Annotated in this window: 21 protein-coding genes, 1 pseudogene and 1 riboswitch; of the genes and pseudogenes, 6 read left to right on the top strand and 16 right to left on the bottom strand. The window is 37.2% G+C overall.

Translation table 11 applies throughout. From position 1 onward, the window contains the following. Positions 1-6: 6 nt before the first annotated feature. The 3 genes from L647_RS0115765 to L647_RS0115755 form a co-directional block, all read right to left on the bottom strand. Complete coding sequence (locus L647_RS0115765; RefSeq protein WP_024611908.1) at positions 7-1,665, bottom strand: DUF1566 domain-containing protein; 1,659 nt, start codon at positions 1,663-1,665, stop codon at positions 7-9. Between the two features lie 68 nt (positions 1,666-1,733). Then, positions 1,734-2,066 carry a hypothetical protein gene (locus tag L647_RS0115760; RefSeq protein ID WP_024611907.1) on the bottom strand — a complete coding sequence of 111 codons (333 nt, stop codon included), beginning with the start codon at positions 2,064-2,066 and terminating at the stop codon, positions 1,734-1,736. A gap of 22 nt (positions 2,067-2,088) precedes the next feature. Next, on the bottom strand, positions 2,089-2,796 hold the full coding sequence (locus L647_RS0115755) for a DUF2982 domain-containing protein (protein ID WP_024611906.1): 708 nt from the start codon (positions 2,794-2,796) through the stop codon (positions 2,089-2,091). Between the two features lie 245 nt (positions 2,797-3,041). Between L647_RS0115755 and L647_RS0115750 the strand changes: the two genes are divergently transcribed. The 3 genes from L647_RS0115750 to msrA all read left to right on the top strand — a co-directional run bounded on the left by L647_RS0115750 (position 3,042) and on the right by msrA (position 7,818). Then, complete coding sequence (locus tag L647_RS0115750; protein WP_024611905.1) at positions 3,042-4,094, top strand: efflux RND transporter periplasmic adaptor subunit; 1,053 nt, start codon at positions 3,042-3,044, stop codon at positions 4,092-4,094. A 3-nt stretch (positions 4,095-4,097) separates the two neighbouring features. After that, the gene (locus tag L647_RS0115745) at positions 4,098-7,196 is read left to right on the top strand and encodes an efflux RND transporter permease subunit (protein WP_024611904.1); all 3,099 of its coding nucleotides are present in this window, start codon (positions 4,098-4,100) and stop codon (positions 7,194-7,196) included. Between the two features lie 85 nt (positions 7,197-7,281). Continuing rightward, complete coding sequence (gene msrA, locus L647_RS0115740) at positions 7,282-7,818, top strand: peptide-methionine (S)-S-oxide reductase MsrA (protein ID WP_024611903.1); 537 nt, start codon at positions 7,282-7,284, stop codon at positions 7,816-7,818. A gap of 250 nt (positions 7,819-8,068) precedes the next feature. Here the strand turns inward: msrA and L647_RS0115735 are convergent, their stop codons facing one another. Both L647_RS0115735 and L647_RS0115730 read right to left on the bottom strand, forming a co-directional pair. Beyond that, the gene (locus L647_RS0115735; RefSeq protein ID WP_024611902.1) at positions 8,069-9,898 is read right to left on the bottom strand and encodes a TonB-dependent receptor; all 1,830 of its coding nucleotides are present in this window, start codon (positions 9,896-9,898) and stop codon (positions 8,069-8,071) included. Positions 9,899-9,934: 36 nt separating this feature from the next. Beyond that, a riboswitch (cobalamin riboswitch) is annotated at positions 9,935-10,121 on the bottom strand. A gap of 326 nt (positions 10,122-10,447) precedes the next feature. Continuing rightward, on the bottom strand, positions 10,448-10,930 hold the full coding sequence (locus L647_RS0115730) for a YajQ family cyclic di-GMP-binding protein (RefSeq protein WP_024611901.1): 483 nt from the start codon (positions 10,928-10,930) through the stop codon (positions 10,448-10,450). Between the two features lie 152 nt (positions 10,931-11,082). Here L647_RS0115730 and L647_RS0115725 point away from each other — a divergent pair, with 152 nt between their 5' ends. After that, a complete protein-coding gene (locus tag L647_RS0115725; RefSeq protein ID WP_024611900.1) occupies positions 11,083-11,436 on the top strand; it encodes a VanZ family protein in 354 nt (117 codons plus the stop codon). After that, entirely contained in the window at positions 11,429-12,331 is a 903-nt protein-coding gene (locus L647_RS0115720) for a 2-dehydropantoate 2-reductase (RefSeq protein WP_024611899.1), read from the top strand. The genes L647_RS0115725 and L647_RS0115720 overlap by 8 nt, the downstream gene beginning before the upstream one ends. A 27-nt stretch (positions 12,332-12,358) precedes the next feature. Here the strand turns inward: L647_RS0115720 and thiI are convergent, their stop codons facing one another. Continuing rightward, positions 12,359-13,816, bottom strand: a complete 1,458-nt coding sequence (gene thiI / locus L647_RS0115715) for a tRNA uracil 4-sulfurtransferase ThiI (protein ID WP_024611898.1) — start codon at positions 13,814-13,816, stop codon at positions 12,359-12,361. A gap of 97 nt (positions 13,817-13,913) precedes the next feature. Beyond that, positions 13,914-14,567, bottom strand: a complete 654-nt coding sequence (locus tag L647_RS0115710) for a TetR/AcrR family transcriptional regulator (protein WP_024611897.1) — start codon at positions 14,565-14,567, stop codon at positions 13,914-13,916. Between the two features lie 198 nt (positions 14,568-14,765). Here L647_RS0115710 and coaD point away from each other — a divergent pair, with 198 nt between their 5' ends. Continuing rightward, positions 14,766-15,260 (top strand): pantetheine-phosphate adenylyltransferase, encoded by a 495-nt coding sequence (gene coaD / locus L647_RS0115705; RefSeq protein WP_024611896.1) that lies wholly within the window; start codon positions 14,766-14,768, stop codon positions 15,258-15,260. A 39-nt stretch (positions 15,261-15,299) separates the two neighbouring features. Here the strand turns inward: coaD and L647_RS0115700 are convergent, their stop codons facing one another. From L647_RS0115700 to L647_RS0115650, 9 genes and pseudogenes are all read right to left on the bottom strand, one after another. After that, positions 15,300-15,818: a hypothetical protein gene (locus L647_RS0115700; protein ID WP_024611895.1), complete on the bottom strand. Its 519-nt coding sequence runs from the start codon at positions 15,816-15,818 to the stop codon at positions 15,300-15,302. A gap of 1 nt (position 15,819) precedes the next feature. Further along, on the bottom strand, positions 15,820-16,347 hold the full coding sequence (locus L647_RS0115695; RefSeq protein WP_024611894.1) for a hypothetical protein: 528 nt from the start codon (positions 16,345-16,347) through the stop codon (positions 15,820-15,822). Positions 16,348-16,771: 424 nt separating this feature from the next. After that, positions 16,772-17,245 carry a membrane protein gene (locus L647_RS1000000126495; RefSeq protein ID WP_024611893.1) on the bottom strand — a complete coding sequence of 158 codons (474 nt, stop codon included), beginning with the start codon at positions 17,243-17,245 and terminating at the stop codon, positions 16,772-16,774. A gap of 456 nt (positions 17,246-17,701) precedes the next feature. Further along, the gene (locus tag L647_RS1000000126145; protein ID WP_024611891.1) at positions 17,702-18,235 is read right to left on the bottom strand and encodes a hypothetical protein; all 534 of its coding nucleotides are present in this window, start codon (positions 18,233-18,235) and stop codon (positions 17,702-17,704) included. Between the two features lie 16 nt (positions 18,236-18,251). Beyond that, positions 18,252-18,446: a hypothetical protein gene (locus L647_RS0115670; protein WP_024611890.1), complete on the bottom strand. Its 195-nt coding sequence runs from the start codon at positions 18,444-18,446 to the stop codon at positions 18,252-18,254. 278 nt (positions 18,447-18,724) lie between these two features. After that, the gene (gene argH / locus L647_RS0115665; RefSeq protein ID WP_024611889.1) at positions 18,725-20,590 is read right to left on the bottom strand and encodes an argininosuccinate lyase; all 1,866 of its coding nucleotides are present in this window, start codon (positions 20,588-20,590) and stop codon (positions 18,725-18,727) included. Positions 20,591-20,639: 49 nt separating this feature from the next. Beyond that, positions 20,640-21,806, bottom strand: coding sequence for an argininosuccinate synthase (locus L647_RS0115660; protein ID WP_024609000.1), 1,167 nt, complete (start codon positions 21,804-21,806; stop codon positions 20,640-20,642). Then, on the bottom strand, positions 21,803-22,735 hold the full coding sequence (locus tag L647_RS0115655) for an ornithine carbamoyltransferase (protein ID WP_024611888.1): 933 nt from the start codon (positions 22,733-22,735) through the stop codon (positions 21,803-21,805). Before L647_RS0115655 ends, L647_RS0115660 begins: the two co-directional genes overlap by 4 nt. 7 nt (positions 22,736-22,742) lie before the next feature. Continuing rightward, positions 22,743-22,949, bottom strand: a pseudogene (locus L647_RS0115650) (acetylglutamate kinase); the annotation flags it as partial.

Raw genomic sequence — 22,949 nt, 5'->3', positions numbered from 1 at the left:
TTTCTCCTAACGACTTCTAACTAAACGAACATACGCCGTATTATTTTTTGGATAAGCAAGGTCGTTGCCATCACTCATATCAATAATGTACGCTTGCGATAAGCTTGTACCATCGGCCGCCGTTTGTGAGGTCCAATAACGTAAGTGGTTAAGTGCACTTTCATCTGGTAAATTGGGGAAAAAATCAGCATCTATTAATACACTTTGAGCTTGCTTACCGTAATCAATTAAGCTTAATAGCTCTGTATAGGTAGGGACTCGCCAATTTGTTCCACCACAAAAATCAAGCGCGTTAACTTCATTTACATACGTTTGTATTCCGCAACTAGTGCCATTTGGACAAGTAGTATTAGCAGTACTTGTATCTGTAAATTCAGTGTCGCCTAAATCCCAAAAATAATGGTTTTGACCATCACGCACTGACGTATTTGGTAAAGTCCCAGAATTCACACTTTTCACTTCCCAAACCAACCCGGTCACATTATCACGCACACAACTAAAGGAGTTGCTGTCATCTGAAACCTCATCAGCAAATTCATTTAGCTTTGTGTAATCAAATGCTAAATTACCTTTGCCAACTTTATCTAATCGATTAGCAAAACTATCACGACCAAGCTCTGCATCTTGAGCAGGAAAGTCATCACTGGCACAGTTAATACGCTGTGTATTATTATAACATTCGCCAACACCACTATCATTTATAAGCCCCAGCGCTTTTGGCGATACATCTATAAATAAAGAGTCTGTATCGGTGCGCCCTTTTGAATCAGTTACTGTCACTTCAAAACTCAATATGGTGTCAGTATCAACATCAGAGGCAGTAAATGTAGTTGTACATTGATTGCTGTTACTTAATGTTTCGGCATTACCGGTAAGTTGTTGCCAGCGGCATTGATATGTATCTGTAACGGTTTCACTACTGGTGGCATCTAACGTTACTTGTTCAAACTCTTCAATATCCTGATCTTCACCCGCATTTGCATCCACTAACTCATTTGTTTTATTAAGTGTCATTGAGTATTGGGTACTTGCTTCACCGCCTTCATCATCGGTTACCGTTAACTGCCAAGATAAATTCACATTACTTTCCAATAAAGGATGAGAAAAGCTAAGTGTTGACTCATTAAAACTCGTAATATCTAAATCAGGACCAGATAATAATTGCCAAAAATAGCTATCAATTTGACCATTTTCATCCGGATCATTTGACTCAACACCACTGAGGGTTACGGTATCTTTATATACTGAAGGAAGTGTTTCGGGCAGTGTTTGCGTTATAACCGCAAGAGGCAGTTGATTATTAGAACTTACAGAAATAGAAATATCGTCTGTAACAACGTTACTTCCTGAGCTTTGATAGCTCACCCTTAAAATAATATTGCTATCGGCTTTTATATCAGGAGCCGTACTTGTTTGTTCTGCTCCGTCAAGCGGAAACCCCTCTAAACTAGGACCACTAACTTGCTGCCAAGTAAATGTGCCATTAGCGGGAGAGCCCTGTGCAGTAATGGTGAATTCGGTTTTTTCGATAATTTGTAAATCAATTCCAGCGTTAACAGATGTTTCTACAGCTGTACTATCACTACTATCACTACTATCACCACTGCCTCCACACGCACTAAGTAAACCGCAAGAAATGAGAGGGATTAAAGCAAACGCTTTCATACGCAGCACCTTTTTATGTCAAATAATTACTATAATGTAATTACAAGCAATAAAGATGCCATCAAACATTACATATAAGCATCTTGATGAATACGCACAAACAGCTTTGTTCCTACTTTACTGTAATCTATTTTATATTCGCGCCCATCTAATGCCTGAATAAATAATAATTGTTTTTCTTCACCAAAAATATCGGCACTACTAATATAAACCATTTCGAGGTAGCGCTCTTTTGCGTCGCGTCTATTTTTTGGTAGTTCTTCTTTAAATGGCTCTAAACCATGTTGTGTTACTTTAATTCGAGGATGAATCTCAGAATTTACAATCACTAAATCAAGTTTTTTATCTTTATGTATTATGGTGTTTCTACCACTTTTAATGAAGGATCTTTCTTGGCTCATTACTGTTCCTACTTACCGTAGCTTAATCACCTAGCTCCGATGCTATAAACTGAGAGGGTTCGCGCTTCCATTTATTTAAGTTAGCGCTAAACCCCCAAATATCTGTATCTAAAACACTGGCAGGTAATAACAAATCGTAACCTGTTAATTGTTGAAGATGCTTTGTTCTATTTGCAAACATAGCAATAAGTCCGTTATAGCTAATCCCATTTTGAGATGTATGTTGCGTATCTTCTATTAACCATTCTGATGGGCAATTGCCATTTTTGCAATGTTTTTGAACAACTTGCATAAATAAATGTCGTTGCTCTATGAGTAATTTACCTGCTATACGAGGGGCAATATTTGCTAAAAACTCATCAATATCATTTACTTTCACGCCTACAGCATTTAATTCTAAATACTCAAATCCATCCTCAACTTTAGGGATACCGCTGTGATGAAAATTATGATGAGCCAAGCTCCAATAGCCGTATTTATGCTTATAAACCAGCGAAGATTCGCTAAGCATTAAACTATAAAATGGTTCTTGAGTTTTTAAAAAACCAACAAAAACAGCCACAATACAAACACTGACTAAAAATATTTCGATGATACTAATTTCGCCAGGGCGTAATAAGTTAAATCCCATTATAAAAATTAATCCAATAGCCCCCGTTATTAATACTTCCATTCCATTACGAGCACCTTGCGCTCTGTATTTAACATTTTGTTTATCTTGATTATCCATGCTGGTAAAACACCATATAAAATACAAACATAATTATAGCCCACAGCACTACTTTTCGAGTTGTTAAACAAACCTTACAGGATGTTTTAAAGTTCATATATTAACCTATTGATATATAAAAAAAGGTACACCCCATAAATATTAATTACTTTTACGCTTAACGCACAAATTAACGAGACACATAACAGCCTTTTTCCGGTCTTATTTCGTACAATACTTACAATTAATTTTCAGGTGTGAAAACGATGTACTCAAGACAATCAGGAAAAGCGCTTTTTCCATTTATTATTGCGTTACTTTTAATATTTAGTGTTTATTTATATTTACCATCAAGCCATGGTAAGCAAGCAGATCCATCTCAAAAATCTACGCAGGTATCTGCGCATACAGTAAGCTCACAAGAAAACGCAGTAATGATTGAAGCAATTGGTAGCGCGCGCGCTAACCAAGCGATTTACATTAATAGTGCGCAAAACGATTATGTCACAGATATTTATTTTAAAGATGGCGACTTAGTCAGTAAAGGTCAAAAGTTAGTTCAATTACAAAATAAGCAAGAACAACTAACCGTTAAAGAACTTAGTATTAACTTACAAGAAGAAAAACGTCAACTTAATCGCTTAACAGAGCTTTCGCGTTCGCAATCAACAGCTAAATCGTTATTAGAGGAGCAGCTCTCTCGCGTTGATGCAACAGAAGCTCAACTAGAAAACGCTAAAACAAAATTAGATGAAATGCTAATCACCGCTCCTTTTTCAGGCCTTCTAGGTAAACGTGAAATATCAATTGGTGCTTACCTTGATAACACAACGGTTATTACAACTCTTGATGACGTTAGCATTATTAAAGTTGATTTTAAAGTTCCTGAAAAATACTTAGCGCAACTTATTATAGGTATGAAAGTATTAACCCAAAATGATGCTTACCCTGGTCAAACCTTTACCGGTAAAGTAACTCATATTAGCTCACGTATTGATTCTGTAACACGCAGCGTAGAAGTAACTGCAAGCTTTGCTAATAAATCAGGTTTGTTACGCCCAGGTATGCTGTTAAACACAGCGCTAGAACTAAGCAGTAATCAAGCATTGATGGTGCCAGAAAAAGCAGTTATCCCTTTACAAGATAAACATTATGTATTTCAAATTAAAGACGGTATTGCTAACAGAATTGAAGTGCATGTTTCAGGTCGAAATAATGGCTGGGTTGCTATTGATGAAGGTCTAGCAAGTGGTGAGCAAGTTGTTACTGAAGGGCTGATAAAAATCCGCACTGGAAGTAAAGTAAGCGTTAAGGGGTAATTAGTGAAAATTACCGATACGAGTGTAAAGCGCCCCGTTTTTGCGATTGTAATTAATTTACTTCTTCTTACTTTTGGAATGGTAGCATTTACGATGCTGCCACTACGTGAGTACCCAGACATTGAAACACCAATAGTAAATATTAGTACTGAATACACAGGTGCATCTGCCGAAATTATAGAAACTAAAATAACCCAAATAATTGAAAACCGTATATCGGGTATTGAAGGCATTAAAAGCATTAACTCATCGAGTCAAAATGGTCGTTCCAATATTACTATTGAGTTTGATATTAATCGTGACATAGATGCAGCATCTAACGATGTACGTGAGCGTGTAGCGCGTGCGCTAGACAGCCTGCCAGACCAAGTACGCCCACCTGAAGTATCTAAATCAAATAGTGATGAAAGCCCGATTGTTTGGTTTGTATTAAACAGCGATAAAATGGACTCATTACAGCTATCTGACTATGCACAGCGCTTTATAGTAGACCGCTTAGCGGTTGTTGATGGTGTATCTAATGTGCGCATTGGTGGTGAACGTAAATACGCCATGAAAATTTGGCTAAACCGCCAAGCAATGGCTGCACGAGGCATTACTTCAAGCGATATAGAAAATACATTACGCACTGAAAACGTAGAATTACCAGCCGGTGAAATAGAATCAATCGATCGTGATTTTACAGTACGTACAGCACGTAGTTACAAAGATCAGCGCGACTTTAATAACTTAGTAGTTAAACGAGGTGAAGAAGGTTATTTAGTTCGCTTAGGCGAAGTTGCAGATGTACGTCTAGAAGCTGAAGATGACGAAAGTTTATTTCGCGGTAATGGTCGTAACATGATTGGTTTAGGGATTGTAAAACAAGCCAAAGCCAACACATTAACGGTAGTAGATAATGCCCGTAGTGAGCTCGAAAAAATAAAACGCAATTTGCCAGAAGGCACAACTATTCAAGATAGTTACGACTCATCTGTATTTATTAAAGAATCAATAAGTGAAGTATATAGCACCCTAGCTGTTTCGATGGGGTTAGTAGTTTTAGTTATATTTTTGTTTTTAGGTAATATACGAGCAACACTTATTCCTGCGGTAACCGTACCTGTAGCGTTAGTTAGTAGCTTTATGTTTTTGCTAGCCATGGGTTACTCAATCAACTTACTTACTCTACTTGCCTTAGTGCTTGCTATTGGTTTAGTTGTTGATGATGCGATTGTAATGCTTGAAAACATTCACCGACGTATCGAATTAGGCGAGCCACCGCTACTTGCTGCATACAGAGGCGCACGCGAAGTGGGCTTTGCAATTGTAGCAACTACCCTTGTGCTTATATCGGTATTTGTACCATTGGTATTTATGGATGGTCGTATTGGTGCGTTATTTACTGAGTTTGCAATGGCGGTGAGTGCCGCTGTATTTTTCTCAAGTGTTACGGCACTAACACTTGCACCTGCGTTGTGCTCTAAAGTATTAAAAGTATCTGATAAGCCAAATAAATTTAGTCAATGGATGGACCGTCAATTTACCAAAATAGAATCAAGCTACCGTAATTCACTTACCACTAACATGACCCGTAAATGGGGCTTAATGGTCAGCCTATTGCTTGCAGGATTTGTAAGTTACTCACTATTTTTACAAGTTCCATCTGAACTCACACCTAAAGAAGACCGTGGTACTTTCTTCATACTAATGAATGGTCCTGAAGGTGCTAGTTACGAAAACAATGCGGCTAACATGGCTAAAATTGAAGAGCGCCTTATTCCCTACTCTGAAGCTGGCGAATTAAGCCGTGTGCTTGTTCGAGTTCCTGGCTTTGGTAGTAGTGGTGGTGTAGCAATTGTTGGTATGGCAGATTGGGATAAACGCAAACGTTCAACATGGGAAGTAATGGACGAAATAAGCGGTAAAATGCAAGAAGTTACTGACGTACGCGCATTTGCAATTATGCGACGCGGCATTGGCGGTAGAGGTATATCTCAGCCTCTTGAATTTGTACTGCAAGGTAACGACTATGATCAACTTGCCGATTGGCGCGACCGTATTATTAAACGTGCAGAAGAAAACCCAGGCTTGCTAAAACTAGACCACGACTACAAAGAAACCTTCCCGCAGTTTTTAGTCAGTATTGATAAAAACAAAGCGGCTGATTTAGGTGTATCTGTATCAGATGTTGGCACAACGCTTGAAACAATGTTGGGTCAGCGCCGTGTTACTACCTTTATTGACCGTGGCGAAGAGTATGATGTAATTTTAAAGGGTACAAAAGAAGACTTTACGAACCCTACTGACATTTCAAATATTTATCTTAAATCTCGTAGCGGCGAACTTGTGCCACTTGATAGTCTTATTAGTTTAAAAGAAGAAGCAACTGCATCCCGTTTAAACCGTTATAACCGTATGCGTGCAATTACACTTAGTGCTAATTTAGCCGAAGGCTATACATTAGAACAAGCACTTAACTTTTTAAATGAAGTAGCTGCGGAGGAAAACGACATTGATGGTGCAATAGATTACAAAGGCGAATCGCAGTTATATTACGAAGGTGCTTCAGCAATGACCTACGTATTTATACTTGCTCTAACGGTTACCTTTTTAGTACTTGCTGCGCAGTTTGAAAGCTTTATGCACCCATTTGTGATTATGCTTACTGTACCGCTTGGTTTGATGGGCGCTATGTTCGGACTTTGGGCTACAGGGCTTACTCTTAATATTTACAGCCAAATAGGTATTGTAATGCTCATAGGGTTAAGTGCTAAAAACGGTATACTCATAGTCGAATTTACTAACCAATTACGCGATAAAGGCATTGAGTTTAGTGAAGCAATATTACAAGCGGCTACTCAACGTTTGCGTCCAATTATTATGACTTCACTAACAACGGTAATGAGCTCTGTACCATTAGTACTCGCCTCAGGTCCTGGCGCTGAAAGTCGTATGGTAATTGGTGTTGTAATATTCACCGGTGTGGTTGTATCCACTTTACTTACTCTTTTTGTAGTGCCTGCTGCTTATTATGCATTGGCGCGTAATACGCAATCACCAGAGTTTTTACAGCAAAAACTCGACAAGCAAGCCACAGAAAAACCTTTAGAAGAGATCTAACCTTCGTATAGCGCCGTAACCTTGTTGTTGCGGCGTATACAATTTATGCTCTGCATAACCCTTCTACATATTTTTAGGAATACTTATGAGCTCAACAACGCAAGTGGCAACATTTGGTGGCGGCTGTTTTTGGTGTATAGATGCTGCATTTAGACGTGTAAATGGTGTATTAAATGTAAGCTCTGGTTACACAGGTGGAAATACAGATACTCCTACCTACAAATCAGTGTGTTCTGGCACCACCGGTCATGCAGAAGTAGTTAAAGTTGAATTTGATAGCTCAGTTGTTACTTATGAGACTCTACTCGCTATGTTTTTTACTTTGCATGATGCAACTCAGCTAAATAAACAAGGTAACGATGTAGGTACGCAATACAGAAGCGTTGTTTATTACCATGATGAAATCCAACTAAAACAAACTAACGAAATGATAGCTCAACTACAAAGCCATGTAACTGAAGCTATTGTGACAGAAATCAGCCCTGCTACTATTTATTACCCAGCAGAGCATTATCATCAAGATTACTATAACGAAAACCCAGAACAAGGTTACTGTAGTATTTTGATTGCGCCTAAACTGCACAAGTTTGAAACTGTATTTAAAGAGTTTTTAACTGATTAATACCAATCTGCATAAATATAGGAGCTATTTAAGGATAATAATATTGCGCTCTAACTAGACAAAGAATTTTATATTTAGTGGTTCTAAATAAAAAATTTTAACGACGTTAGCGTGTGATTTAACCCGTTAAATTGTTTAGAGGTTTATGCAGGTTGATATAACTTAAAAATAAACAGCAAAAAGCCCGGTAACTTTCCGGGCTTTTGTTTTTTTTCAACTTAGTTTAATAATATTTAATTATTAAACATTATTAAAACTGGTAGCTAGCACCCGCAAAAAAGCGGCGCTCTGGCGTGTTGTAGTAATATATTTCGCCTGTTGTAAAGTCAGCGTTAGAGTCAACCGCGTTGTACTCTTTATCAAATAAGTTCTCTACACGAAGCGAAACCTCAATGTGCTCATTTACTTGATAATTGCCCGCTAGGTCCCAAAGTGTGTAAGAGCCTAAGCGCGTTACAGTACCCTCTCGGTCACTGCGATATTGCACATCTAAGCTTGCGTCAAAAGCACCAAACTGTTTTGCAACTTCCCAATTAAAAGTACGTTTAGCAACATTACGTAACTCAGCTCCCGTTTCTTTGTCCTCGGCGCTTAAGTAGGCAAAATTAAGGTTACTATCAAAACCAAATATTTGCTGTGACAGGCTAAACTCAACCCCTTCGTAGCGTGCTTCATTTAAGTTGATAGGAAAAAAGTTAGAATCTAAAGATATTTTATCTTCAATATCATTTCTAAAAATAGCAACGTCAACACTTGCTATATCAAAATCTACATTTAACCCAATCTCTCGATTTAATGATTTTTCAGGCTCTAAATCAGGATTAGATGAAGGTGGAAAACCAGGAAAAGCTGGAAAGTATAAATCGTTAAATGTAGGCGCTTTAAAACCTGTGCTTTGGCTTATGCGGAACGTGGCGTCTTCAGATAAATGGTAACCCGCAGCGGCTGTATATGTTGTTTCGTCACCAAACTGCTCATCATCGTCTTGGCGAATTGTTAAATTAGCTAACACTTTTTCAGCATTGTAATAAGCACCAACAAATACTGCCAATACATCACGTTCTTGCATATCATACTGCGTTGAACTGTGCGATACATCATCGTTGTACCAGTTAACACCACCGCTAATACTAAGCTCTTCTGATAATATATATTGACCGTTATAATCTAATTGCACACGCTTAGTTATAAAATCACTCACACCAAATGATGCGGTATCTTGTGAGTCATCTGTTGAAATAGCAATATCAATGCTGTGCATTTGATTTGTGTAGCTTTTATTCCAACCAGCAGAAAGTTGATAATTCTTAAAGTCCCCTCGCTCAATATTGCTATCGGCTGAACTAAATCGGCTATCGTAATCAGCATAACCTTCACTATATTGACCTAATAACTTAAAGTCGCCGTAGTGTGCATCGGTGTAATTTACTTTAAAACCAAGGTTTTTATTTTCATAGCCATCTTCATCGGGTGCTACACCTTGCAGTGCATCAAAGCCATCTGTTTTTTCAAAACCTGCATTAAACGCAGTAGTAACATCGCCTGACTTTACAGAACCAGCTACCTGATAATCTTGATAAGCGTCTGAGCCAAACGTAGCACTTACAGATAAATTATCAGACTCTCGCGTTATAATGTTAATAACACCAGCCAATGCATCAGAGCCATAAACAGCTGCGCGTGAACCTTTAATAATTTCAATACGTTCAATACTATTTAGCGGCACATTACTTAACGCTTTTTGACCAAGTGTTGCAGAACCCGTTCGCACACCGTCAATCAAAATTAACGTATCGCCAGAGCCTGTACCACGAAGTGACACACCTGTATTTTGACCAAAACCACCGTTTGGATTAACCTGAAAACCAACCTGCTTGCTTAATAATGTAGGTAAATCACGTACATTGCTTGCTTCTATTTCAGCACGGTCAATAACATTTACGCTTGCTAAAACGTCATTGATTGATTGCTCAAATTTATTAGCTGTAACGGTTATTTTTTCGATTGATTGTTCTGTACCAGACACAGAAAATGAAAGCACAGCAGAAATTGCAACGCCTAGAATTGTTTTGTTTAACATGATGTCCCCTACCTTTGCCCACCGCAAAGATTTAAGTAAGTAAGATTGTATCAAGGCCGGTCTCCGGACTCAGTAAACACCTATTAATATGTGTTAATACTTTACCGTTGCGGGGGCAGTGTTGGGATTGTTATTTGAATAAAACGCACCAACTTCCCGATTATCTAGCTAGACAATTCACTGTGTGAAGCATCTATTAAGCACCTTGAAAATATGTCGCTATTGTGAGTATTTTGTTTACAAATGTCAATGGACGTCTATATAGCCAAAGTTAACTAAAGTATATTGAATTACGTTTTTATAGATGATGTTTGTTACGAATTTATATTAAGCTAATAACTTTTTGTAACTTAAGGTTGGGCTTCATACATTTTAATCTTTTTATAAAAAACACGCTTGGTCATTATGTTAGGTGCTATCAAAATATAATGTATGAGAAGAAGTGGTGATTTTAGAAGTAAAAAGAGCTTCAATCGCTATGTACTAAATACATCAAACGATTGAAGCAAAGCATGTAAACCAAATAGTTTATGCTTAAAATGTAGTGTATTAATCGCGGAAGTTTTTAAACTGGAAAGGTTGACCTAAATCAGCACTGCGAACTACTTGCATTGCTTCTTGAAGATCGTCACGCTTTTTACCTGTTACGCGAACTTCTTCACCTTGAATGGCTGCTTGAACTTTAACTTTCGAATCTTTAATGGCTTTAACTACCTTTTTAGCCATGTCTTTTTCGATGCCCTGCTTTAAGCCTACATTACGAAAAACATTTTTACCTGCACGGCTAATATCTTGAAGTTCTAAGCTTGATACATCCATACCACGCTTAGATATTTTGTTAGCCAAAATATCAAATAATTGCATAACCTGAGAATCAGCTTCAGCTTTAAGCTTAATTGTTTTATCGTTTAGCTCAATAGATGCGTCAACGCCTCTAAAGTCAAAGCGAGTTTCTAGCTCACGGTTTGCGTTATCAACTGCGTTTTTAGCTTCGTTCATTTCTACTTCAGATACAATATCAAATGAAGGCATTGGTTTGCTCCTAACTATTTAATCTTAATTTTATGCCGCAATTATAACGCTAAAATTATAAATCTTTACATTTTTCTGCATCTTGTTCAGGTGCGATACTAAATTAGTTTGATATACTTAAGTTTCTTTTTTAAGCGATTTTAGGATTTGTCGTGACAAGGCGTGTTTATCAAGCAATTTTTTTAGTCAGTATCGTAGCGTTTACCTTTTTATTTGCCAAAGAAGTAAAAGGTAGTGTTGTAAACTTATTTCCTCATGTTGATAAAGTAGCTCATTTTGGGATTTTTTTTATACTTGCCATAATAATGGATAGAGCATTTAAAATACCTTTGTATGTGCAAATACTTTTATTAGCTGGCTATGGCGCTTCAATAGAAATAATGCAAGATACCCTTCCTTATAGACAAGCATCACTAGGTGATTTTTTTGCTGATTTTGCAGGTGCAGCAAGCTACTTTTTAATTAAAGCTATTTTTATTACTCGCAAAAAGAACCCATATGACTAATATTCTTGTAGTAGGTGATGGTGCGATAGGCTTATTATTTAGCCATTTTTTAAGCGCACAGCATAATGTAAATGTTTTAACACGTAAAAATACCAATAACACACGCTTTTATAGCCGAGATGGCTACGCTTCAAAAAAAATAAATGCTCATTTTGTTTCGTTAAATCAGCTAAATAGTTTAGCCGAATTTGATATTATTTTATTTACCGTTAAGGCTTTTCAGGTGCAAAGTGCATTTGAACAAGTAAAACCTTTTTTATCAAAACATACTAGCGTAATACTCTCGCACAACGGTATGGGAAATGTTAAAACGCTAAACAATCAGCTAAGTAATCATCAAGCACTATACTTTTTAACCACGACTATGGCTGGTTTTAAATCAAATCAATATATTGTGCAGCATACTGGTGATGGGCAGAGTGTTATTGGTGGGTGTAATGAATTAGCACTTAAAAATGCAGCAGATATAACCGAGCTATTAAAAGAAATTCCTCGCTTAACTGTAACTAACAACATTCAACAATTACGTTTTGAAAAGTTGATGGTTAACATTGCAATTAATCCGCTTAGTGCTTTGCATAATGTTAAAAACGGTGAGTTACGTGCGCCTCAATACAACTCAACCATTATTAACTTATTAACTGAAGCATGTAACATAGCTAAAGCACAAAACCTCAATATAACTTTAATTAACGCACTTACAACTGCTTATAAAGTAATGACCCTCACCTCAGAAAACTACTCTTCAATGCAACAAGACGCAGCTCATAATAGATCAACAGAAATAATGGCAATTTGTGGTTATATTAGCGAGCAAGGTAAGCTCTATAATATTAAAACACCATATAACGATGATCTACTTGCTAAAATGCAGGCAAAAAAAAGCGTGGTCTAAACCACGCTTATAAAATTTAACTCAACTTTACGGGCGATACACCTTTACAGTTTCAAAGCCTTGCTCGTGTAGCATAAGCGCTTGTAGTTGGCTCATTACACCTCTATCGCAATACAAGTAGTAGTCAGTGTTTTTTGGTAAGTCACCAAACTTAGTCGCTAAACGAAAAAACGGTAAGTGCACAACTTCAATACCGTCAATCTCAAGAGGCGAGGCTTCTTCTTCCTCTTGTGAACGAATATCAACAACAACAGACCCTACTGGTAAATCTGCGACTGATTCAGCTTCTTTTAATTCTTGTTTAGCTTCAACGTCAATATCGCGTACATCCATGATGCGCGCGTTATTTACAACAGTATCAAGCACATCAAAGTCAAACTTCTCTTCTTCACCAAGAATAACGTCAATTTTAGCTTTAACTGTTGGTTTTTTAGAAATTACACCACAGTACTCAGGCATCGTTTCAGCCATTTCAGCTGTGCCAATTTGGCGAGCAATATTAATAATTTCTTGTTTATCATGTTGAATAAGTGGGCGCAAAATAAGCGTTTCGGTTACACGGTCAATCACGCTTAAGTTCGCTAATGTTTGACTAGATACCTGACCAATACTTTCACCAGTGACAAGTGCTTGAATATTTAACTTTTGCGCTACAACACTACCTGCGCGCATCATCATACGTTTAAGTACAACACCCATTTGGCTGTTTTCAACGTTTTCGAGGATTTCTGCCACTACAGGTTCAAAATCAACAGTTACAAACTTAACTTTATGAGTTGAACTGTACTTTTTCCATAAGTAATAACTTGCTTGTTTAACACCAATTTCGTGTGCCGCGCCACCTAAATTAAAGAATAAAAAGTGTGTACGTGCACCTTTACGGATCATTTGATAACTGGCTACACCCGAGTCAAAACCACCCGACATAAGCGACAGTACATCTTCTTGAGTTGGTAACGGGAAGCCTGCCATGCCGTAATGTGTTTGCGAAACGATGTAAGCTTTATCGTCTTTTATCTCTAGGCGTATTGTTACTTCTGGGTGGCTAAGCTTCACACTTGCGCCTTCAATATGCTGGTTTAAACCACCTCCAACATAACGTTCCAAATCAGTAGACGTAAAATCATGTTGCCCAATACGCTTTGCACGTACGCAAAATGTTTTACCTATAATTGTATGCCCAACTAGCGCTATTGTTTTTTGGTAAATATCATCAAGAGTTTCAAATTGTGTTTCAGTTACTTCAATAAACTGAACAATGCCAGGTATGCGCTTAAGGCTGTCGATAAAATCAAGACGAACTTGTGGATCTTCAATTTTGGTTACAACTGAGATGTTGTCCCAGTTATTTCTTACTTGTACTTTTTCGTCAACACGGCGTAATACAATTTTAATGTTATTTTCTAACACTTTAGTAAAGCGTTTACGTACCGAACGGCTTTTAATGGCTATTTCAGGATGTAGTTTGACGATAAATTTAAGCATAGTTCACTCTTAGACTGCGGGAATTCGCGCTCCCAGGCATTTGGCGCGCGATTATAGCAAAAAATTCAGCGTCTAGGAAATAGCCAAAAGGCAGTTGTTATACAACCGCTGAAGCTTGCTGTGCTAGTTCTGTGTATTTTTCTCGTAATAGATTCATTTTATCGATACTTTTATCCGTGCTGTACGCCCTAAACAGCGTAAGTACTTTTAAAATACCATGATATATATCTTGCTCGGCTAGTGTGCCACTTGGTCTACGCGCTTTAATGTAAGGCGTCCAAAAGCTAACCGTTAATTTTAAGGTATGTGCTAATTCAATTACATCTTGCTCATCAATAGCAATCATTTCACTATCGCGTAAGCCAATAATTATTTTGCGAACTTGTTCTAATAGCTCAAGCTGAAAATCAATATAGGCTTGTTTTAAATCACTGTCTCTGGAAAGTATGTCGCCAAGGTTGTCGTAAAAAAAATGATAGCGCCACATCAATTCAAATAACGAATCTAGGTAAGCGGTTAAATGACTAAAAGCATCGTCATCTTTATTAATTGGCTTAAAGTGTGTACTTAGGTGCTCGCGGTAAAGCGCAAAAATATGACGGATAATGTCTTCTTTATTTTTAAAATGATAGTAAAGATTACCCGGGCTCATCCCTAAATGTGATGCAATATGATTAGTTGATATTGCACGTTCACCTTGCTCATTAAATAGCGAAATACTGGTGTGTATTATTTTATCCTTGGTATTCATATGCTAACACTCTAATTATCTTATGGACTACATTACACTTATAACAAGCTATGCAGTATAAACAAATATTTACCATTAAAACACTCTAACACTATTTCCCACCCTTTAGCGTATTAGTAAAACACCTGTTTTTTAGCAAAGCTGATTTGTGTAAAAAACACTGTTAGACTAGCGAAAAAATAATAGATAGTGAACTTTATGAACATTACTGCAATTTATCCAGGTACTTTTGACCCGCTTACAAATGGTCATACCGATCTTATTCAGCGTGCTGCAAAAATGTTTGATACCGTGCTAGTCGCTATTGCACATAATCCGAGTAAAAAGCCCTGCTTTAGCCTTGAAGAACGTGTTGAACTTGCAAACAGTATTTTAAGCCACTTAGATAATGTTAAAGTAATTGGTTTTTCAGGTCTGCTCGCTGATTTAGCAAAAGAGCATAGCGCCAATGTTTTAATTCGTGGAATTAGAGCTGTATCTGACTTTGACTACGAATTTCAATTAGCTAATATGAATCGCCGCCTAAATCCGGATTTAGAAAGTGTATTTTTAACACCTGCAGAGCGAAACTCATTTATTTCATCAACGCTTGTTAAAGAAGTAGCACGTCACAATGGGGATGTTAGTGAGTTTGTAGATCCTATAATAGTCAAAGCGCTTAAAACTAAACTTGGTGATGGCGCCAGTAATTAAATTACACTCTTACCTTACATTAGCGTATAAAAATATACGCTAATTCGTTTTTGTAACAAAACTAGGTTTTAGCTTTTTGATTAGCCATACTAATTTTAACAAGTCTTTGTTTATAATAAGTACAAGTGCCATAACAATATCAATAATAGGCATAAGAAAACCATACAGCATCCATAACCACCAAAAGTCCCAGTTATCATAGATCGTATTATCAAAATACATACTTATGAATAATGTAGCGTTAATGCTAAGCCCTACAACAAGGTAGCTAAATGCGTAAGGTATTTTACTTCCTAAACAAATACGCCATATAACAATAACTACAATTGTTAGTACATCAAACATAAACAACTTTAAATGTGGAGCCGTTGTACTTATGTCCATAAATAAGCTAAATGTGTACGAAATCATCATAATGAAAGAAAGGTGAACCCGGCTTTTATCTTGCCTATTAATAGCAACTGATAGAGTGTACAAAAAAGCAAAAACAAAAAGCCATGTAATAAATATCCCAAAATATTCGTTAATTGAATTTAATTGCCAAAATAACTCCTCCATACTACTTAACCTCTTCATTACTACATTTTTTAGGATTAAGTAAATGTCGTTTTAATGCAACCAAACCTAAAAAATCCTTATTAATTAGAAGAATTAAAAGCATTGTTAAATCAGAAATTATTTGCCCTATCGCATATAAAGCCCAAAACCACCAGTAATCTAAATTCCCTAAGACAATGCTGTCGTAATGCATTCCAAAAAAAACAAATGCATTAAAGCTAAGTCCAACTAAAAGATAATAAAAAGCAACAGGAAAGTTTTTACTAAAATAGATACGCCATAAAATCAAAACAAATATAGTTACGATATCAAATATAAAAAGAGTCAAATGGGGTGTCTCGCTCAGGGGATCCATAAAAACACTTGAGGTGTAAGATACCATCATAATGAATGCAAGCTGTGTGCAACTTTTGTCATACTTGTTAATGCTTGCGGAAAGATTATATAAAAAAGCAATAACAAAAGACCATGTTATAAAAATGGTTATATAGTCGTATAAACCAGCCACTTTCCACAAAAACTCAAGCATTGCGTGACCTTTTAAATTTTTCAGTTAAAAAGTTAGTAAGCTTAACCAAGCCTAAAACCTCTATATCGTAATACATAGCTAAAAATAAAGATGCGTTAATAGAAAGACCTGCAAATAGGTAATAAAAGGCAGTTGGTACTATTTTTTATATGCAAATAACCAAAGTAGTAAAATACCAATGGTAACAAAGTCATAATAAAAGTAATTTAAATGAGGAGTTGCAATACTTGTATCCATAAACAGGCTAGAAATATACGATACCAACATGACAAATGAACTCTGCTTTTATCAACCTTATTTATACTAGCAGACAGGTTATATAAAAATGCAATTAAGATAAACCATATAAATAATATTGCTACGTTATATTCCAAGTCAACAAGCCCCAAAAGTATATCAGCCATTAACTTTTCTCTTAAAAGTACTATTTATTAGCCATATCTAAACCCAAGAAATCTTTGTTTATAAAGAATATAGCTATCATTGATAAATCGACCACATTAATACTTATTGAATAGAATGACCAAAACCACCAAGGTTCGTAATTATTAAAAACTGACACATCTATATACATACCAAGAAATAATGATGAGTTTATAGTCAACCCTAACAACAAGTAGATCGATATAAGATTTTCAATAATGAAAAACCTTAAAATAATAATGGCGAAAATAGTTGTTATATCAAACAAAAAGAGTTGAAGGTACGATATATCTTGTATATCGATAAACAGGCTTGAGGAGTAAGAAATTGTCATAACCAATGATAACCATACAGCTTCTTTTCTAGGTTTGTTAATACTTATAACTAATGAGTACAAAAAAGCCATTAAAAAGCCCCACTGTACAAATGCACCTATGTAAAAAGAAATTGCTGGATTAACTAGAATATTATCCATTATTTTTGAGATTTTTATTGAGTACTAGTGACAGAATCATTAAAACATCGAACATATTTACACCAATAGAATAAACACTCCAATACCACCAAGGCTCATAGTTATATAAGACGTATAGATCGTAATGCAATATTAAGGCGAGTACAGCATTTATTGTTAATGCAAAGATGATGAAGTGAAAAGCTGTAGAGCGCTGAAGTATTTTAAAGTGCTGTAAAGTTAACAAAGCTAAAATTGTAAAAAAGTCGTAGAGCGCCGAGTTTAAATATAAACTTTCTAATAAGCTTATGTAACCACTGGAAATATATGAGAAAAGCATAAGCGTAGATAAATAAACAGTGGATTTATTTTCTTTATTTATAGTAGAGGCCAAACAATACAGGAAGGCCATTAAAAAGCCCCACTGAGTGAAAGCTTGTACATAAACCATTAGGGGTTCAGTAACATACATTTAAGCTAGGTTACTTTGTGGGTATCGTTTGATTTGAAGTAGCTAAGGGTTTTGTTTTTTAATTTATTAAGACCGAGAAAATCTCTATCAACAATAAGTGCAACAATCATTGTTAAGTCTATAATATTAACTGAAACTGCGTAAATGTCCCATAATAACCACGGTTCTTTGTTTTGATGTACATATAAATCAAAATACATCAAAAGAAAAAAAGTTAAATTTATTGATAGTCCCACGATCAAGTATATGAATGAAACGGAGGTTTTTTTCTTACAAGCAAGGCTGACAGAAAGAATTAAAATAGTTAGAACATCATATATTGCCCAATCTAACAATACAGTAGTTTTTATCGACAGCCATGTAAAGAAATAATCAGATAGTGTGTAAGAAACCATCATAACAAACGAACTGAACAATAGATTTGTATCTCTTTTCACATTTAGGGAGTAAACAAAGACATTAAAAAAAAATGCCATTAAAAATCCCCACATTGTAAATGCTGAAAGCGAAAAAAAACCAAAAAACTCAGTTAAAAACATTTATAACCTTAATTAATTACTTAGGTTTTATAGGTATTATACCACCACCGCGCTGTAATTCTGCACCAGCTGCAGCAATAGCCTCTTGAGAGAAGCTTACTGTATCAGATTGCAGGGTTTTAGGGCTAGCAGTTTGTTCCATTGCAGGCTTTAATTGTTGTGTTTTATTGTATGCTTGCATTTGTACTTGGCTATTAGTTGAAACTTGCATGTAATTGATCCTTATAAAAGTTTAAATTATATTTGGTTCAACTTTTAACCACATTATTATGTAGATAAATGCATCACCTGTTTAAAGTAGCGATAGCAGTTCTGCTATCTTACATAGTACAAAGCAACCAATGTGCCAACTTTTTTTGACACGCTAAATATACCTATAAAATAGGTATAAAACCAAACAACAAAACAACTCAGACCAGACCAGACCAAATTACTGCAGACATAAAAAAACGCACAGGGGTAACCGTGCGTTTTTTGTATCCAGGGAGTTTAAGCTACGTATTTACACGGGATCTCCGTACTTTTACTTAGCTTTAAAATATATTCCATTGCTACTTCGTCACAATTCTCTTTACGAAGGCAAAGTTCGCAATCTTTCATTACTTTTTCAGGCAGGCTCTCTTTAGAGCAAAACGTGAAACGCTGCTTTTCGAAAAAGTCAGGGACACGTGTTAATACGATTACCCGATTTAGTGCCAATTTTTTGGCTTTAACTAATAAGTGCTCAACTAACTGCCTACCTTGACCTGAAACAGCGCTTTGGGGGTCTATACCTAATGAGCGTATTTCAGCAAGGCCAGTGTCGTATATATACAACGACGCACATCCAGTTACTCTGCCGTTAATTTCTGTTACAGCAAACTCATTTATAGAGTGCACCATATCGCTTTTAGCACGCGGTAGGTTTTCGCCTACAGTTGCCCAATGTTGAACCAATTTAGCAATTGATTCAACATCATCTAAGTTGGCATCACGAACCGTTATTTGCTGTTTTTTTTTCGCTTCTTTTATTGCATTCGTTACTTGCTCAATAGATGTACCGCCAAGTGCTTGACGCGCTTTTATACAGGCGTCAATTTCAAGTACCGGATATACATCGTCTTCAAACACGTCGCTTACCGATTTATATTGCGCAAGCGAAAGATCTTCAAGTGTTTTACCTTCACTAATAGCAAGCTGAACAAGCACACCCACAATATGATGCCCTTCTCTAAACGGTACGCCTTTAGCAACGAGGTAATCTGCAAGCTCAGTTGCATTAGCATGACCCCCTTTAGCTGCCGAAAGAGTACGTTCGCTTCTTACCTTAACGCCTTTAATACACGCTTGTGCCATATGAATACACGCTAGCCATGTTGGCATTGCGTCAAATATGCCTTCTTTGTCCTCTTGCATATCTTTATTGTAGGCAAGTGGTAGTGCCTTTAACGTCATCATCATCGCGCTAAACGCACCAAATACACGTCCGGTTTTACCACGAATAAGCTCAAGTGCATCAGGGTTTTTCTTCTGAGGCATTAACGATGAGCCAGACGTCACATTATCTGCAAGCTCTATAAAACCAGCTTCACCAGAGTTATAAAATATTAAATCTTCAGACATACGTGATAAGTGAATCATCGAAATAGATGCACAGCTTAATAGCTCTACAACAAAGTCGCGATCAGACACGCCATCAAGGCTATTTTTAGTAGCACCAGTAAAGCCTAAGCCTTGTGCAAGTGTTTGGCGATCAATTGGGTAAGCTGTGCCGGCCAATGCGCCACTTCCAAGTGGACAAAAGTTCATGCGTGCTTTTGCATCTTGCAAACGGCTTTCATCACGCTCTAGCATTTCTACGTAAGCCATACACCAATGGCTAAATAATACGGGTTGAGCACGCTGTAAATGAGTATAACCAGGTAAAATTGTTCCCAGTTCACGCTCAGCTAAAGATACAAATTCACCTTTGAGTTGCTCAATTGCTTTTAAAATATGATCTGCGGTGTCACGACACCATAATCTAAAGTCTGTCGCTACTTGGTCATTACGGCTTCTGCCTGTATGTAATTTTTTAGCTAGATCACCTACTTTTTCGATTAATGCAGCTTCAACATGCGAGTGAATATCCTCTGCACCCGAGGTCGCTACGGCGAGTGGATCAGCTTTTACTTCTTCAAGTAACTCATACAATGCCGCAACAAGCTCTTTGTGCTCATCACTCGATAGCACATTTACTTGCTCAAGTGCGCCAGCCCATGCCACAGAGCCAATAATATCTTGCTCTGCTAACTGATAATCGAAGGGAAGAGAGTCGTTAAATTGCTTAAACGCCTCATCTGGACCCGTAGAAAAACGTCCGCCCCATAATGCCATGAAATATCTCCAAACCCTGTAGTGCCCCTTTTACAAGGGGCGTAATAATTTACTTTTTAGCGAGTGCTGAAATTCTGCTTGAAAGCGAGAATAAACGAATAAAGCCTTCAGCGTGTGATTGGTCGTACACATCATCTTCGCCAAATGTAGCGAATGCTTCGCTGTATAAGCTATTTGGTGACTGCTTTTGTACCGCTGTTACTTGACCTTTGTATAGCTTAAGTACCACTTCACCTGTTGCCACTTTAGAAAGTGCCTCAGCACCAGCTAAAATAGAATCTTTAAGCGGTGTAAACCAACGACCGTCGTATACTAAATGCGAAAACTCGCCGCCCAGTACTTCTTTCCATTTACGGCTTNCAGCCATAATTACTGTACCGCCTGGCGTTTCATAGCAACCGCGTGACTTCATGCCTACTAAACGGTTTTCTACAATATCAACACGACCAACACCATGAGGTGATGCAATATCGTTTAATTTAACTAAACAGTCGTATGGCTTAAGCTCTACACCATTTACAGCAACCACTTCGCCTTCAACAACTTTTAATGTTACTAGCTCTGATTTATCCGGTGCTTGCTCTGGTGAGTTTGTCCATGTCCATACTTGTTCAGTTGGTTGGCACCATGGGTCTTCAAGCTCTCCACCTTCGTGCGAAATATGCCATGCGTTAGCATCACGGCTGTAAATTTTTGTAGCCGATGCTGAACACGGTATGTCACGCTCTGCTAAGTAATCAAGTAATGACTCACGACTCGATAAGTCCCACTCACGCCATGGCGCAATTACTTTTAAATCAGGTGCAAGAGCAGCAAAACATGATTCAAAACGAACTTGGTCGTTACCTTTACCAGTACAACCATGAGAAAGTGCGTCAGCACCTACTTTACGTGCAATTTCAACTTGTGCTTTAGCAATAATTGGGCGCGCCATAGACGTACCTAATAAATAAGTGCCTTCGTAAATTGAGCCTGTTTTAAGCGTTGGGTAAATGTAATCACTTACCATTTCATCTTTTAAGTCAACTACGTAACATTCAGATGCACCAGACGCGATTGCTTTAGCTTCTACGCCTTCAAGCTCTTCAGCGCCTTGACCTACATCAGCAACAAACGCGATTACTTCACAACCGTAGTTTTCTTTTAACCATGGCACGATAGCCGACGTATCAAGACCACCTGAATAGGCTAAAACGACTTTTTTAATTGAACTCATAGGTGTTCCTTAACAAAATTTGGATTTAATAATGTAACTAACAGAGCGTTTTGCGCATGCATACGATTCTCTGCTTGTTGAATAATTTTAGATGCTGGACCGTCCATTACCTCAGAGGTAATTTCAAATTCACGGTGTGCCGGTTGGCAATGTAATACCGTAGTCGCACCCGTTTGATTTAGTAATGCCTGATTTAACTGATAAGGCATGTACTTTTCTTTTACCTGTTCAAGCGGTGTTGTATCACCCATTGATACCCATGTATCTGCGTATACAACGTTTGCACCAACGGCAGCCTCAACCCTATCGCTCACCATTACTGATGCGCCATTCATTGCTGCAATTTGCTCAGCTTTTTTAAGTATTTGTGAATCTGGCGAACACCCTTTTGGTGTTACAGCTACAAAGTCAGTCCCTAAAGTAGCGGCAAGTAACATCAATGAATGAGTTACGTTATTGCCTTCACCTAAGTAAGCAACTTTAAGCTCACTTACATCGCCATGTACTTCTTGAAGCGTTAAAAAGTCAGCAAGTGCTTGGCACGGGTGGTACAAATCACACAAGCTATTAACTACTGGTACTGATGAATATTCACCTAACGTAGTTAATGTGCTGTGCTGGTTTACACGTGCCACAATACCGTCTGCCCATGTAGAAATATTAAGTGCGAAATCTTTAATTGATTCGCGTGCACCCATTGCACCATTTTGCTGATCTAAATAAACAGCATGACCACCTAAACGATTAATACCAATATCGAATGACAAACGCGTACGTAAACTTTGTTTTTCAAATAACGTTACGATTGATTTACCAGCTAATACTTGACTGTATTTTTCTGGTTTTGCTTTAATGTCACGCGCTAGCTTTAATAAGTTAAGTGCGCCTTCTTGGTCTAATTCTAAACCCGTTAAAAAATTTTCAAACATAATAAACCTATGGTGTAATTTTAGTTCCGACATGCTTGCCTTCAAGCAAGTCAGTTAAATTTTCTGGCTTTTGCCAGCTGGAAATATACACACCGCGTCGTAAGTGTTGGGCAGCGTGAAGGCTGGTCTTAACTTTGACCTCCATCCCGCCCACAATTACTCCTTCATTTATTAAAGTATCAATGTGTTTTGTGTCAAGTTGATGTAGCGGCTG

This window comes from Pseudoalteromonas sp. TB64 (assembly GCF_000498095.1).
In the GTDB taxonomy this organism is placed as follows: Bacteria; Pseudomonadota; Gammaproteobacteria; order Enterobacterales; family Alteromonadaceae; genus Pseudoalteromonas.
Note: the sequence above shows the minus strand (reverse complement) of the source record. Positions and strands in the feature narration are given on the sequence as shown.